The following is a 14,918-nucleotide window of genomic DNA, read 5'->3' on the forward strand; positions in this document are numbered from 1 at the left end:
CTTCACCTCTTTTCATCCAAAAATAGCGGAAATTTTAGTATCACGGTCGTTCCCTCACTAACAATACTTTCAATATGGAAAGTAGTCTTCTCGTATTTTTTTAAACGTTTAGTGATATTGCGAATCCCGACGCTCTGATGAGCGGATGGCTCTCCCGATAAAATGTTTTCTATTGTTTCTTGTGTCATACCTATACCGTTGTCCTTAATTTTAATAACAATCATTTGTTGATCTTTTTTAATAGTCATTGTTACTTTTCCATTTACTCGCTTGTTTTTCAAGCCGTGAAAAAGAGCATTTTCTACTAAAGGCTGAAGTAGCAGAGGGGGGATTAGTATATTTAAAGGCTCCTCCATCTGAATTTCCCATTCAAGCTGATCTGGATATCTAGTCTGGTGAATATTGACGTAAGATTGAATTAACATGAGCTCCTGTTCTAGAGGAATAAGGCTATTTGTATTCTCAAACGAGAAGCTGCTTCTTAAAAATGTAGCAAAATCTGTTATCATAATACGGGCTTTATCCAAGTCTAAATAGCTTAGCGATAAAATCGAATTTAAAACATTGTAAATAAAATGGGGTTTAATTTGTGCTTGTAAAAATGCAGTCTCCATTTTAATTGCAGTTTCAGCCGATTCCTTTAGTAAGATAAGATTTCGTACCCTTGTCTTCAATTCAGCAGTATCTAATGGCTTGTGTAGAAAATCATTCGCCCCAGATTGGAATGCTGCTAGCATATCCTCAGGACGGATGGCTGCTGTAAGCATTAAAATCGGTAACTCTGCAGAAGAATAGTTTTTCCTAATTTGTTGGCAAACTTCATATCCAGAAAGGTTTGGCATCATAATATCTAAAATCAATAAGTCTATATCTGGATGCACTTGTAATTGTTCGAAAACCTGCTGACTATCATCAACAGCGATAATAGAATAGTTCTCTTTCGCAAGAATATCGATTAGTACTTTGAGGTTAATATGATCATCATCAGCAATCAGTATTTTTTTGCCCATTTTTCTTTCCTCAAAATAAGGAAATGTTATCGGCAAATAATCTTTAGTTAATGTGATTTTATTCCGTTGTTGTTTATCTTGCTGGACTTTCTTTATTGTCTGCAAAGGTAATTTAACAAAGAAAGTTGTTCCCTGATCAATAACAGAATGGACCGTAATTTCGCCACCATGCAACTTCACAAGCTCTTTCGTCACATTTAGCCCTAGCCCCGTTCCTTTACTTGCGTCTTCTAACTGTCGGAATGGTTCAAATATCGACTCCAAATGTTCTGGAGCTATGCCTCGCCCAGTATCACTTACTTCAATAGTAAGGAATCCTTGTTCTTCGTAGCATGAAATTTCTACTTTTCCATGCCTAGTATACTTAACAGCATTTTCTATTATGTTATAAAGAATTTGACGCAGTCTATCCTCGTCAGCTACTATAAATTTTCCTCGTTCAATGTAATTGTAAATCTTTACGTCTTTATTTCCGATGTACGACAATATTTCAACGATGACATGGGTCACAGAATAAAGATCAACGTTTGTAAGACGAAGCTTTAGTTCGCCTTCTTTTAACTTTGAGAAATCTAGAATGTCATTCACAAGATGTGATAACTTTTCTGTAATATTAAATATGAGCGATATTTTTTCTTTTTGTTCCATTGTTAATGTAGAGCTTTCTTGAGGCTCTAACATGGAATGAGATATGGCAATCACACCGTGTAACGGAGTGCGAAATTCATGTGAGGTTTTTGCAAGAAAGTCATCTTTTAATTTATCCACTCTAATTAAAGCATTTGTTAATCTACCTTTTTCTAAATAAGAATCTGTAAAACGATGAGAAATATAAAGAGAGAGCATCGTTAAACAAATAAAAGGAAGCAAGGGAGGTAAAGAGTAAATTTCTAGATTAATATTGAGATTTAAGGTAGCGACAACCATATAGATAAGAATAGCCATAGTACTAAGCCATAAATAAATAGCTCCTATTAATCGTTTAAAGATTGCAATCGTTTGAATATAAAGCAAATAAAAGATATTTATTAAAATATAAATAGAGTGTACTGTTTGTAAGTATGAGCTAATGGATATTGGGAGCATTACTGTAGCTAATAATATAATGCCAATAATACAAAGTGCTTTCACAAACTTTTTATGTGAAAATTGCTGTAGGGCATGGTAAAAATACAGTAGCATAAAGATACCCGAACCGATACTTGAAATGATTTGGACTCTTATCAGGAATTCATAGCTAATAGGGAGTAATGACATTAATATTTTTTCTCCATGAGATAGACTGTATAAACCAACCATGAAGCAGAATAAAGAAAAGTAGAGCTGCTCAATTTCGAGCTTGGCATATAGATAGGAACCAGCAAAATAAATAAACATTGTAAAAAAAGCAGCAAAGGTTATTAAATCATAGAAACGTGAACCTTCTCTTAATTTACTAATACTCGCTTGATCCCCGATAAAGATGGAACCAATAATTCCTCCGCCTGATGCATAATCAAAATTAGCTACATGAATGATGAGGTCAAGTTCATTATTGTCAGGTGAGAAATATGCAACATACGGTACATTCTGTTGAATATACGTCGAATCTTCTGCAGGCTCTCCACTTTGTCCAATACGTTTTTCATTTATGTAGATAGCATTCGACATCCGAATATTACCTGTTTTTATGCCCAATATAGTATCTGTATCATTAATTAAAATTTTTAAACGATAGGTACCGCTACCCAGTGTAGTAAAATTTTGATCATCAAGCTTGTACTTAGACCATAGTGATGGGACATTTACTGAATAAGAATGAGAGTTGAATAATTCAGAATTATTCAACAATTTATCGGGGACAAAATCCCATTCTCCATCCAAGCTTACGGTGTTTTTGTGCAAATCATACTGTCTAAGATCTATTACTCCTGCAACGGCTTTAGGAGCATTTTGGCTTTCATTATTGAGTAATCGAGATGTCATCCCAATCATCATAATACTAATAATGACCATAAAAATAAGTAATAACTTTCTCATTCTCACTTTCATTCTTGTTCTCTCATTCTTATATTATTTTAAGGTATTGATATTAAAAGCGTAGTAAATGAATATGAAATTATACCCATATTATATCATGTGAAAGTTGACTAAGAATAGATGAAATGCACATGATTTCCTATAAAAGATGGATGAGCATGGTTGGATTTTGTGCATTTTGTGTAATTAAAGCGCATCTACTTACAATCGCTCTGTTTTTTGCTTATAATAGAAGGGTAAGAAGTTTTTCTGAAAAAGTAGCCACAAAGTGAGCGATTGCGATTGAAAAAATTATTATACGTAGTATTTTTTCTTGTTTTTATAGTCATTTTTTTGTACGTAAACAATCACTGGCTGGTTGTAAGTAAGCATGTATATGAATCTGAAAAAGTGCCTGTCAGCTTCGATGGACTACGCATTGTACAAATATCAGATTTACATGATGCACTCTTTGGTAATAACCAACAGAAACTCATTGCAAAGGTTAAGGCTACAAATCCAGATTATATATTTATTACAGGCGATGTTATTGATAGTAATCGCTTTAATTTGGAGCAGAGCTTACTGGCGGTGAGAGGGTTAGTCGAATTAGCGGATGTTTATTATGTACTTGGAAACCATGAAGTTGCGACGAATAAGGTTAGTGAAATTTATGAGGCGCTGTCATCGTTAGGTGTACATGTGTTGGCCAATGAATCGACCGTGTTAGAGCGCGACGGGGAGCGCTTGGCGATTGTTGGTATTGAAGATCCGTTAATGGGTAGATCAACTGAAGAAATGCTGGACATGGCGACTGCTTATGTTCCAGAGGACATGCTAAAGCTGTTGCTGGCGCATCGACCAGAAGTGTTTAGTACGTATGTAAATCAAGAAATAGATTTAGTATTCTCAGGCCATGCACATGGTGGTCAGGTTCGAATTCCTGGCATGGGAGGGCTTGTCGCTCCAGGACAGGGACTGTTTCCGAAGTTCACGGCTGGTGTTTACGAGGAAGGCAAGACCAAGATGGTAGTTAGTCGAGGGTTAGGGAATAGTAGTGTGCCTTTTCGAGTTTTTAATCTACCAGAAATTATTGTTATGGATTTAAAGAGAAAATAAACACTGGGTCCTAGTTGCCCAGTGCAAAGAGACGTTGACAAAAGGCAACAAGAAGTTCACTCTTGTTGCCTTTTGTCTTTTTTTATTCTTTTGATGGTCATAAAGTGGAATTTCTCTGCAAACATGTCCAGTTGAATTGGAGCGGATGGCTGGTGCCGAGGGCCGGTGCCAGGCACGCAAACAATTTACCTTGCATTTCATGAATTTTAAGACTATCCCAGGAAAAATCCACGAAGACTCCTGCAGGAACGCACGCAGCGTAAGACGCAACAGGCGGCGCGTCAGCGACGGTTGTGGCTTACGTCGTGCCAGCGGAAAGCGAAGTGGATTTTTACGATTTTAGGAGCCGAAGTGCCAGGCACTAAAACAATTTACTCTAGTTGATTGGAGCGGAAAGCGTCCGCCTGCAGCGCAAATCAACAGCAGTAGACTCTCTAATCACAGCGTCTTAGCTAAGCAGTGCTTTCTATTTGTTTACGTTCCATACGTTTAACAAGATGAATACTTATTTCATATAAAATAATCATCGGTATTAATACGAGTAACTGACTAATAAAATCAGGTGGGGTAATGACTGCTGAGCCTACGCCCATTGCGATATAGGACCAGCCGCGTATTTTTTTCATGGATTCAGCAGTAAGTACACCAATGGACGATAAAAAGAGCGCAACGATGGGTAGCTCAAATAATAATCCAAGTGGCACAGTTGTCATAATTAAAAAATGCATATATTCACTGGCAGAAACCATTACATCAAAATTAGCTGCACCTAAGCTTACTAAAAATGAATAGCTAAGTGGATTCACAACAAAATAGCCGAATGCTACGCCCAGTAAAAAGAGCATAAACATAACGGGTGCATAGAGCCCGAGAAAACGGCTCTCCTCTTCTTTTAAGCCAGGTTTAACAAAGCTCCAAAGAAAGTGAACGAGAAAAGGCATAGAAAGACCGAATGCTAAAGTAGTGGAAATGGTCATATAAAACTTAACGACCTCAAGAGGCCCTAAAATAATGAGTGAATGACCACGCGTAACATACGGAAACCAAATATTAATGGTAGAGAATGCGACAATAAAAAATAAAATAAAGACGACAAGTCCTTTAATGATTTGTTTCCTTAGTTCTGCAATATGCTCAAATATTGAATCTAAAGGAAGGAGCGGTTTATCCTCAACTACTGTCTGTTCAATATCATTGAGAGTAATTTCAACAGGAGCCTCCCGCAACGATGGAGGCTCCTCTTGTTTTTTATCAAGTGGACTTAAATAATTTTTTTCTTCATAAGGATCCATAGGAAACCTCCTACGAAACGTCAGATTTTTTTTCTATTTTTTTCGCAGGCTCTTCGTCGTCATCCATTAACCCTTTTGTTGACTTTTTAAATTCTGCGAACGTCTTTCCAACTGCACCACCAATTTCTGGTAATTTTTTTGGACCAAAAACGATTAGTACAATAACCAATATAATAATTAAACCAGGAACTCCGATTGCTCCAAGACCGCCCATGGCGTCATCCTCCTATTAAATATAATTTTTCTGTTGCATTAAATGACAAACATTACACTAAAGAACCACCTGATTTGCTATATTTCAAAATACCTTCTGCACAGCGATAAGCTAGTGCGCCAAGTGTACCTGTTGGATTGTAGCCACTATTGTGAGCAAAGCTTCCGGAACTTAAAGCGAAAAGATTTTCTACGTCCCAATGTTGTAGATAGTTGTTCACAACGCCCTTATCAGGTGTTGTGCTCATCACTGTACCACCAGTATTGTGTGTCGTTTGATAAGGTACGATGTTGTAATCTGTAATTTCCGCATTTGGTACAATTGTTTTGGCACCCATCTCTTTCATAATGTCAGCAGCGCGAGCTGAAATAAATTTATGAAGCGCTCGATCCTGATCAGTGAAGTTGTATGTTAATTGTAAAAGCGGTAAACCGTACGCATCTTTGTAATTAGAATCAAGTGATAGGAAATTTTCTTTATGTGGCATGGATGCCCCTTGTGCACCAATACCGAACGAACGTGTATAGAAATGAATAGACTGCTTTTTAAACTCCGGTCCCCATGTTGGCGTATCAGGAGGTGTTGGATTTGAACCAATAGGGCGTGCACCTGTTTGAGTGAGTGCGATATTGCCACCATGGATAAAATCTAATTCACTGTGGTCAAAGTTATCTCCGTTGTAATCATCAATACTCATACCGAGAGAACCTGCACCCATAAATGTATTGTATTGGTCATCAAAGAATCCTGTAGCACCAGGTAAAATTTGATAGCAATAATTTCGACCTAATGTTCCTTTGCCTGTTGTTGGATCATATAGTTGACCAATGTTAGAAACCATTAGTAGTTTGGCATTGTTAAAGACATAGCTTGTTAATACGACAATATTCGCAGGTTGAATAAATTCCTCTCCAGATATCGTGTCGATATATCTTACGCCAGTTGCTTTGTTACCTTGTTTTAAAATCTCTACAACGTTTGAGTTGTAACGTAAATCAAAATTTCCAGTTTTTAATGCAGTAGGTACTACAGTAACTTCTGCGGAAGATTTTGCACCATATTCACAACCAAAACGCTCGCAGAAGCCACAATATTGACAAGCATTAATTGTTTCACCGTCAGGATTTTTATAGACTTCTGATAAGTTAGCAGAAGGGACCATATAAGGTGATAATTTCAGATTTTTTGTTGCTTTCTCAAATTGTTGTAGCATAGGCGTCATTTTCATAGGAGGAGTTGGATAAGCGCTTGAACGTTTCCCGGCAAATGGATTTTTATCATCGCCTGAAATACCTGTTGTTTTTTCGAATTTATCAAAATAAGGCTCTAATTGATCGTAATTTAATGCCCAATCCTGTAGTAAATAGTCCGGTCCTAATTTGTTAGCGCCATAACGCTCGTCTGTCATCGTTTTAATTTGGAAATCATATGGTAAAAATCGGAAAGTCATGCCGTTCCAGTGTGTTCCAGATCCACCTAGCCCCTCACCTAATAAAAAGGAACCTAGTTGACGCATTGGTAAAGCTTGCATTTTACGATTATTACGGAATGTAACAGTTTCTTTTGAAAGGTTTTGCATTAAATCATAGCGAATTGCATAGCGATACTCGTCATGAATATTTAAAAAATCCTCCGTGCCACGCTTCTGACCTCGTTCTAAACCAACTACCTTTAATCCAGCTTTCGAGCACTCAGCAGCGACAATGCCACCTGTCCACCCTACACCTACTGTTACAACGTCTACACTTGGTAATGTTGTTGCCATTTATAAAACCCCCCTTAAATTAATGGTTGCCTAATTGATTTGGTTCAATTTTTTGGAACTTAGGATCTTCAATCATTGTGATATACGCCATCTGATGACCAGGGAAGCTCTTCATGCGCCAGCCTTCCATGTTGCGGTTTCCGCCATATAAAGGATCTGAATATGCCCCCTCTAAAGTAGCAGCACGTAATAAAGTGAAGAAGAAAGCTGATGTTACTCCATACATTTGGACTTCACCTTTTTGAAAGGCTGTTAATATTTCATCCATTTGCTTACCCTCTAACTCGTTAAAAGGTTTTTTGAAGCGACTTTGAGCTTCTGTCTCCATTAAAGTAACGCCTTGTTTGAAAATCTCTGCACGAGTTAAACGACTTTGATAACCTTGTGTTGGGGCACCCTCCCCAAAAGGACCATGCATATATTCCTTAGAGTTACTACCATATTGTCCAGCTAACTGATGATCAATAAAGTAAGGAACATCTAAATCAATAGCACCTGGACCTAAATCATCTTTAGGGAAAATGCGCTCAGTAGCATTCGATAAAATACTAAAATCGCGGTCGTTCATGAAAAACATTTTTGCTTTAGGTGCAGCAGCTTCATTTGCAGTCCCGTTACCATGCTCTAATGTAGAAGTACCTTTACCGTTAATGTTATAGCCAACAAGACCACCTATTAATCCACCACCGACTAATGTACCAGCTGCAATACCTGTTGTTTTTAAAAAATCACGACGTGAGACATTATTATCTGTACTCATAAAAATCCTCCCCTCCAAGAAGTAAATAGATTGTGTTCTATCTTTTATAATCAGCAAAAAAACCAAATTATAATCAATTTGCCATGGAAAAAGTTTTAATTTAATCCACCGAAATAGACTAGTAAATAACAATTTAGAAAGAGTGTGGATAAAATGTATTAGACTATAAGCACTATGCTTATGATGAAAAATACAATTTTAAACAATTTTTATTGTTAATGGAAAAGTTTTGTTGACTTCTAGTTTTCGTGACCTTACTCTGAAGAAGGAAGGGCAAAAAATTACAAAATTTAAAACAAAAAATTGGAGAAATGAGCAAATTAAATATGTGGATTAAAGGTATAGGTGGTAAATTAGTTGTAGCAATTATCGCTTTAGTATTTGTGACATGTGGTACGCTTGGATTTTCTACCTGGTGGAATAGTACAAAAGCAGTTGAGGAACAGGTCCAAGAAAATTTAATATCACGGGCAGAAGATGTATCAAAATACATAGAAGAACACTTCCAACTAGCATTAGTGGAGGTAGAGGCCATTGCGGAGCAAGCAGCTATCCGTAATATGGACTTTGAGGAACAAAAGACATATTTAACGAAACGTTTTGAGGATAGTAAAAATTATTTAGGCTTTGGTATTATTACGTCTGATGGAATAGCTCATTATTTAGATAATACAACAGCTGATTTAGGTGATCGTGAATACGTAAAAGAAGGTTTTACAGGCAAGACAGTCATGTCGGAAATTACAATAAGCCGTGTAACGAATGAGCCAGTTATTTTAATTGTTGCACCAATTGATACAGTAACAGGGGAAAAAGCATTACTATTAGCGCGAATAGATGGTTATTACTTATCCAACATTGTAGAGGACATTAAGGTTGGAAAAAATGGTTATGCCTTAATGTTAGATGCTAAAGGTACTATTATCGGGCATAAAAATCACGCACTTGTAAAAGAGCAGGATAATGCAATTTCTGCCGCTGAAAAATCTGGTGAAATGACAGGTGAATCATTAGCCGCACAAGAAATGATTAATAATTCAAATGGATATTTTGCCTTCGATACAAAGGAAGATGGCACAAATTTAATGGGGTACCACACGTTAGATAATGGTTGGAAAATGGGGGTAGTCGCATTAGAAGATGAAATGCTCTCAGGGCTTTCACAATTGAAGACAAATTTCATTATCATGACTATTATTGTTTCGATATTGGGATTGTTGATTTCGTTTGCGATTTCGCGATCGGTAAGTAGACCGCTGCGTCATGTGCTTCGTATTAGTGAAGGGTTATCTGAAGGAGATTTTACACAAGAAATTCCTGATAAATATTTAAAGCGTATTGATGAAATGGGTACTCTGGCGCGTGCATTAAATAGAATGGCAGATAATATGCGAGAGATGATATCACAGGTTGGAAAAGAAGCAACAGCGGTAAATGAGACATCTTGTGAATTAATGGGAGATGTGCTTGATGTGACAAAGCATTCTGAGCAAATTGCAGGTGCAATAGGTGAGGTAGATCGTGGGGCACAAAGTCAAACGGCAATGGCTGAAGAAGGTGCATCAGCTATGGAGCAAATGGCATTAGGTATTCAAAATATGGCAGAGGTCGCTTCGACGATAGCCTCTAATACTGATTTTATTTCCGAGAAAATAAGTGAAAGTAATGGAGCCGTTAAACAATCTATTACCCGTATGGATGAAATACAACGAGGAACAGCGGTAGAGCTCGATATTATCCGTAAGTTAGAACAAGAATCAAAAGAAATAGAATTAATTTCTAAAATGATTACTGATATTTCAGATCAAACAAACTTGTTAGCTCTTAATGCCTCAATTGAAGCTGCACGAGCAGGGGATGCAGGTAAAGGCTTTGCGGTGGTAGCAGAGGAAGTAAGAAAACTTTCGGAGCAAACAGCGGGGTCTGCTGCGCAGATTAATGTATTAATTGATAGAGTACAAGCGTACACATTAGAGGTCGTGAAAGCTGCAGAGAGTGGCGAAGTGAATGTAGCCCGAGGATTAGTAGCTATAGAGGCAGTAGGAGAGCGCTTTGAAGAAATCGTACATGCTGTTGGTGAAATAGCAGGTCAGATTGAGGAAATGAATGCTTCAGCAGAGCAAATGTCAGCCAATACGGAAGAGGTTTCAGCTTCAATGGAAGAAATGGCGGCAACAGCACATGCTGCAAGTGATTATGTTTCTGAAGTGAAAAATGCAACATCTGAGCAAATGAAAACTGTAGAGACGATGAACGATCAAACTGTAAAAATGTCTGAAATGGCAAATCGCCTACATGGAGCAATCCAAAAATTTAAATTTTAAAATGAGTGCTAAGATGAGCCAGAATAAAAGAGAAAAAGTGTTAGATTGATTGCAATCAATCTAACACTTTTTTTATGCCGTTGCTGTCTGCTACGGCGGATATTTTCTGTTCAACGGCACGTTTTGTTCTATCCCGCAGTAGGAAGTATTCAGAATTGTTTGGGTGACTGGCACTTTTATAAATTACTGGCACAACAAATTAATATCGATGCAATCTCACAACAATTAGGTGAACCTTGCGGGTCTTGTTATGTTTCTATCCATATACACTTAATTCAGTGCTTCTTGCATAACAGTGAGCAGTTGCTCGCGGGCAATTATGCGCTCGCCACCACCTTGCACCATTTGATCACTGCCGCCACCTTTACCATTAATGAATGGCAAAACTTTTGCAGCAAGGTCTTTCATGCTTGTTGGTACTTGGGCACCACGCGTCGCAACAAACTGTAGCTTGTCTTCATTTTCTGAAACGAGTAGTGCGATTGCATCCGAACGTTCAGCCACTATAAAACGAGCCAATTTTTGAAGCTCTTGTATCGAGCGATCATTAAAGGAAGCAGAAATTGTATAGTTGTCACTAGAAGCCAACGCTTTCGCTTCAAAGGCAAGCAATTCTTCCTTTGCAGTTACAAGTGCCTTTTCTGTCTTTTTTTGAGTTGCTAGTAGCTTTGCAAGCGCAGTAGCTGCTTCAGATTCAGGTACACTTAATTGTCTAGCAACATCGGCTAGTACAGTTTTCCTCATCGCTAGCTCTGCTAAAACTCGTTGACCACATACAAAGGACACGCGCACATTCCCCTTCATTTTTTCGGTACTTAAAATTTTAATAGCGCTGACTTGCCCTGTAGATGTCGGGTGTGTACCACCACAGCCATTGTAGTCAAAATCAGGAATAATGACTAAACGAATATCTCCTGTGACCGCAACCTCTTTACGCAAGTTGTAGTTACCAAGCTCTTGTTCTGTAATCCATTTTGTCTCAATTGGACGGTTTTCTAAAATAATGTCATTTGCTCGAGCTTCAGCCGCGGCAAGCTGTTCGCTTGATAGGGTGTCGACAGCAATATCAATAGTTACCTGCTCACTACCGAGGTGAAAGCTTACTGTTTGTGCATCAAAAAGTTCAACAAATGCTGCTGTTAAAATGTGCTGTCCAGCGTGCTGTTGCATATGATCGAATCTGCGCTCCCAGTTCAACTTACCGTGCACTTCACCAGATAAAGCGGAAGCATCGCTCTCGATATAATGACGGATTTCATCATCAACCTTTTCCACATCGATTACGTTAGTATTGTTTATCGTTCCCGTATCATGTGGCTGACCACCACCAGTAGGATAAAAGGCAGTGTTAGAAAGCACAACGTACTGGCGTCCATCATCCTCTATGCCAGTACGTACAACCGTTGCTGTAAATTCACGTTGCATAGTGTCTTGATAATATAGTATCTCTTTCATTAAAAAGCCCCCTTTATGTAATTTCATTTAACTTGCATTGCTAAAAGTTTTACTTTATTGTGGCATAATTGCTTGTAGGTGTATACAGGTTTTCTAGTTGACCCATGCTGAAATTGATTTATTATAGAAAAGAATAGGTAAAGATAAAGGAGCTAGTATAAATGGATATTACACAATTTTCGATGGAAGAAATTTTAGATCCGACGAATATTATTGAAGGAAAGCGCTATGAGTTTATTTTAGATGTAGACATTGATGAAGAGGATGAGCTGTACCATGAAGCGGGTATTGAAATCCGTGTTTTAATAGGCGAAAAAGAAGGTGCGCCATTTATTTTAAATTACTTTATTATGGAAAAGGCAAAGGGAGAGTATTTAGACTTTGCGCTTGAAGATGAAGAGTTAGAAGAGATTTTAACGTTCTGCAAAGAAGAAATAGCAAAAGCTTAAGTACTTAAACAGGTAAAGGAAAACGATTGTTTTTCTTTACCTGTTTTTTGTAGAAGGAAAATAACCCGTGCCAAAAAGTTGAGTCATTTGTTCTTCTCATACCGCTTACTACCTTTAAAAAAAAGGTAGTACTGGAAACGTGCATTTGTAATTAGCTTTTTGATAACATTGATGTATTGAGTTGCAAAGTAATAGGTTTTATCGCTTGATTTACAGTGCATATCAATGGTTATAAGTAAAGAAGCGTTATGACAATTTTAAATCCTATGTGAGAGGTACTATTTGCTATGTATGTGGCGGAAAACGTCATCTACATAGTTACGAATACTGAAATTAAGTGGTAATAAGAAAAAGGGGGCTTGTAGGATGAAATTCGTAATCGTTGGGGGAGATGCGGCGGGAATGTCCGCCGCTATGGAAATTTATAGAAATGTACCAGGGGCTGAAATCACCTCTTTAGAGCGTGGGTTTATATATTCATATGGACAATGTGGATTGCCTTATGTAGTAGATGGGCGGATTTCATCAACAAAGCGCCTCATTGCGCGAGATGTTGAAACATTCCGTGATAAATATGGTATTGATGCGCGAGTAGGACATGAGGTTGAGCATATCGATGTGGAGAACCAGCTTGTTTTGGGTACGCAAGCTTCAGGTGAACCATTCGAGATTGCATACGATAAGCTTCTTATTGCTACAGGAGCGGACCCAATTATCCCTGTGCAAAAAGGTGCTGACTTAGCAGGTATTCATAAAGTTAAAACAATACCTGAATTAGAAGATTTACTTGCAGATTTAACACCAAATATAGAACAAGTGACGATTCTCGGTGGGGGCTATATCGGACTTGAAATGGCGGAAACAATTCGAGCATGTAATAAGAAAGTACGACTTATACAACGAGGCAATCAAGTCGCTAATATTTTAGATGAAGAGCTAGTTAAGCATGTTCATGAAGAGGCAAAAAAGCAAGGCATTGAGCTACTATTAAATACAAATGCAGAAGCGTTTGAAGGCACTACACGTGTTGAACGAATCCTAACAGATAAAGGAACGTTAGAAACTGATTTAGTGATTGTAGCTTCAGGTATTAAACCGAATACGCAATTTTTAGATGGGACAAATATTATATTAGCTAAAAATGGCGCAGTCGTTGTGAATCGTCATTTAGAGACGTCAGTTGAAAATATATACGCTGCTGGGGATTGTGCAACTCATTTTCATATCGTTAAAGAACGCTTAGATTATGTGCCACTTGGAACGACGGCAAATAAGCAAGGGCGCTTAGCAGGGCTTAATATGTCTGGGAAATTTGCCCCGTTTCGTGGTATTGTCGGCACCTCTATACTGAAATTTTTTGATTTAACAATCGCCACGACAGGCATCAATGAGCGTACTGCAAAAGAACTTGGATTTGAGTATGAGGCATATAAAATTTCTGCACGTCATATTGCAGGTTATTACCCAGGAGCGCAGCGGATGTTTATTAAAATTGTTGTGCGGAAGCGAGATCAGCAACTTTTAGGTGCACAAATTGTTGGACCTGCTGGTGTGGATAAACGCATTGATGTCTTTGCTACAGCTTTATACAATAAAATGACATTACCTGATTTACTCGATTTAGATTTAGCCTATGCGCCACCTTTCAATGGTGTGTGGGATCCATTACAGCAAGCTGCAAGAGTGAATGCACGTCTATAATATAATGGCAAATAGGGGGAGTAAAAATGAATATTTATGATATTAATGTAGCTTTAGAGGATGGAACAGAGTATAGCTTAGAGCGTTATAAGGGCAAGGCATTGTTAATTGTCAATACGGCAACGAAATGTGGGTTTACACCGCAGTTTGAGGAGTTAGAAGAGCTTTATAAAAAATATCATGATGAAGGATTAGTTGTGCTTGGCTTTCCATCAAACCAGTTTAAGCAGGAGGTAGCCACTGCGGAAGAAGCTGCATCACAATGTCGTTTAACATATGGAGTAACGTTCCCAATGCATGAAATAGTGAAGGTGAATGGCAAGGAGGCACATCCTATTTTTAACTATTTAACGACCCATTCTAAAGGCTTCCTTGGTAGTAGTGTGAAATGGAACTTTACAAAGTTTTTAGTAGATCGCAATGGAGATATTATCAAACGATACGGCTCAGCTGATAAGCCAAGTAGCATTGAGGAAGATATTAAAAACGTACTAGCTTAGAGCACGAAGGGGGATGGAATATCTCCGTCTGTCCACCATTGAAAAAATCAATATGGTTTATTTGCAGTAAGCAATAGAGTGTCGGCAAAAGACATCAAGAAGTTAGTTCATTCTTGATGTCTTTCGTCATTTTTAATCCTTTTAATAACCGTCAAATGGGTGACAGGCACTCAAACAATTCAGAAAAGAATACGATACTAGTTGATTGGAGCGGAGGGCTGGCGACTCCTGCGGGAACGCACGCATAGTAAGACGCAACAAACCGCGCGTTAGCGAGGGCTGGCGACTTACGGTGTGCCCGCGGAAAGCGCCAGCCCGTAGCGGAAATCAA

Annotated in this window: 11 protein-coding genes; 5 read left to right on the forward strand and 6 right to left on the reverse strand. The window is 38.1% G+C overall.

The features are described 5' to 3' along the window. Positions 1–2: 2 nt before the first annotated feature. Positions 3–3,041, reverse strand: coding sequence for an ATP-binding protein (locus ACIQXJ_RS22600; RefSeq protein WP_403057904.1), 3,039 nt, complete (start codon positions 3,039–3,041; stop codon positions 3–5). A gap of 270 nt (positions 3,042–3,311) precedes the next feature. Between ACIQXJ_RS22600 and ACIQXJ_RS22605 the strand changes: the two genes are divergently transcribed. After that, positions 3,312–4,127 carry a metallophosphoesterase gene (locus ACIQXJ_RS22605; protein ID WP_403057901.1) on the forward strand — a complete coding sequence of 272 codons (816 nt, stop codon included), beginning with the start codon at positions 3,312–3,314 and terminating at the stop codon, positions 4,125–4,127. Between the two features lie 452 nt (positions 4,128–4,579). Here the strand turns inward: ACIQXJ_RS22605 and tatC are convergent, their stop codons facing one another. From tatC to ACIQXJ_RS22625, 4 genes are read right to left on the reverse strand one after another with little or no spacing between them, the layout of a single operon-like run. After that, the gene (tatC, locus tag ACIQXJ_RS22610; protein WP_403057898.1) at positions 4,580–5,419 is read right to left on the reverse strand and encodes a twin-arginine translocase subunit TatC; all 840 of its coding nucleotides are present in this window, start codon (positions 5,417–5,419) and stop codon (positions 4,580–4,582) included. Between the two features lie 10 nt (positions 5,420–5,429). Beyond that, the gene (gene tatA, locus ACIQXJ_RS22615) at positions 5,430–5,633 is read right to left on the reverse strand and encodes a twin-arginine translocase TatA/TatE family subunit (RefSeq protein WP_139860418.1); all 204 of its coding nucleotides are present in this window, start codon (positions 5,631–5,633) and stop codon (positions 5,430–5,432) included. 52 nt (positions 5,634–5,685) lie between these two features. After that, positions 5,686–7,398 carry a GMC family oxidoreductase gene (locus ACIQXJ_RS22620; protein ID WP_403057895.1) on the reverse strand — a complete coding sequence of 571 codons (1,713 nt, stop codon included), beginning with the start codon at positions 7,396–7,398 and terminating at the stop codon, positions 5,686–5,688. 19 nt (positions 7,399–7,417) lie between these two features. Beyond that, positions 7,418–8,158 carry a gluconate 2-dehydrogenase subunit 3 family protein gene (locus ACIQXJ_RS22625; protein ID WP_401013969.1) on the reverse strand — a complete coding sequence of 247 codons (741 nt, stop codon included), beginning with the start codon at positions 8,156–8,158 and terminating at the stop codon, positions 7,418–7,420. Between the two features lie 311 nt (positions 8,159–8,469). Here ACIQXJ_RS22625 and ACIQXJ_RS22630 point away from each other — a divergent pair, with 311 nt between their 5' ends. After that, positions 8,470–10,482, forward strand: coding sequence for a methyl-accepting chemotaxis protein (locus tag ACIQXJ_RS22630; protein WP_403057892.1), 2,013 nt, complete (start codon positions 8,470–8,472; stop codon positions 10,480–10,482). Between the two features lie 270 nt (positions 10,483–10,752). On the opposite strand, the gene ACIQXJ_RS22635 is transcribed toward ACIQXJ_RS22630, so the two are convergent. Continuing rightward, positions 10,753–11,937: an alanyl-tRNA editing protein gene (locus tag ACIQXJ_RS22635; RefSeq protein WP_403057889.1), complete on the reverse strand. Its 1,185-nt coding sequence runs from the start codon at positions 11,935–11,937 to the stop codon at positions 10,753–10,755. A 161-nt stretch (positions 11,938–12,098) separates the two neighbouring features. Here ACIQXJ_RS22635 and ACIQXJ_RS22640 point away from each other — a divergent pair, with 161 nt between their 5' ends. The 3 genes from ACIQXJ_RS22640 to ACIQXJ_RS22650 all read left to right on the forward strand — a co-directional run bounded on the left by ACIQXJ_RS22640 (position 12,099) and on the right by ACIQXJ_RS22650 (position 14,587). Continuing rightward, positions 12,099–12,386, forward strand: a complete 288-nt coding sequence (locus tag ACIQXJ_RS22640) for a DUF6509 family protein (protein WP_340821346.1) — start codon at positions 12,099–12,101, stop codon at positions 12,384–12,386. A 366-nt stretch (positions 12,387–12,752) separates the two neighbouring features. Then, positions 12,753–14,087, forward strand: a complete 1,335-nt coding sequence (locus tag ACIQXJ_RS22645) for an FAD-dependent oxidoreductase (protein WP_403057886.1) — start codon at positions 12,753–12,755, stop codon at positions 14,085–14,087. Between the two features lie 26 nt (positions 14,088–14,113). Continuing rightward, positions 14,114–14,587, forward strand: coding sequence for a glutathione peroxidase (locus ACIQXJ_RS22650; protein ID WP_403057883.1), 474 nt, complete (start codon positions 14,114–14,116; stop codon positions 14,585–14,587). The last annotated feature ends 331 nt before the right edge of the window (positions 14,588–14,918 follow it).

The organism is Lysinibacillus sp. NPDC097868 (assembly GCF_044761135.1).
In the GTDB taxonomy this organism is placed as follows: domain Bacteria; phylum Bacillota; class Bacilli; order Bacillales_A; family Planococcaceae; genus Lysinibacillus.

What these genes read in the sequence shown, in the direction of transcription:
- tatC (WP_403057898.1), bottom strand. Translation starts at nt 5,419, where the DNA reads ATGGATCCTTATGAAGAAAAAAATTATTTAAGTCCACTTGATAAAAAA.
- tatA (WP_139860418.1), bottom strand. Translation starts at nt 5,633, where the DNA reads ATGGGCGGTCTTGGAGCAATCGGAGTTCCTGGTTTAATTATTATATTG.
- ACIQXJ_RS22650 (WP_403057883.1), top strand. Translation starts at nt 14,114, where the DNA reads ATGAATATTTATGATATTAATGTAGCTTTAGAGGATGGAACAGAGTAT.
- ACIQXJ_RS22630 (WP_403057892.1), top strand. Translation starts at nt 8,470, where the DNA reads ATGAGCAAATTAAATATGTGGATTAAAGGTATAGGTGGTAAATTAGTT.
- ACIQXJ_RS22620 (WP_403057895.1), bottom strand. Translation starts at nt 7,398, where the DNA reads ATGGCAACAACATTACCAAGTGTAGACGTTGTAACAGTAGGTGTAGGG.
- ACIQXJ_RS22645 (WP_403057886.1), top strand. Translation starts at nt 12,753, where the DNA reads ATGAAATTCGTAATCGTTGGGGGAGATGCGGCGGGAATGTCCGCCGCT.
- ACIQXJ_RS22635 (WP_403057889.1), bottom strand. Translation starts at nt 11,937, where the DNA reads ATGAAAGAGATACTATATTATCAAGACACTATGCAACGTGAATTTACA.
- ACIQXJ_RS22625 (WP_401013969.1), bottom strand. Translation starts at nt 8,158, where the DNA reads ATGAGTACAGATAATAATGTCTCACGTCGTGATTTTTTAAAAACAACA.
- ACIQXJ_RS22600 (WP_403057904.1), bottom strand. Translation starts at nt 3,041, where the DNA reads ATGAAAGTGAGAATGAGAAAGTTATTACTTATTTTTATGGTCATTATT.
- ACIQXJ_RS22640 (WP_340821346.1), top strand. Translation starts at nt 12,099, where the DNA reads ATGGATATTACACAATTTTCGATGGAAGAAATTTTAGATCCGACGAAT.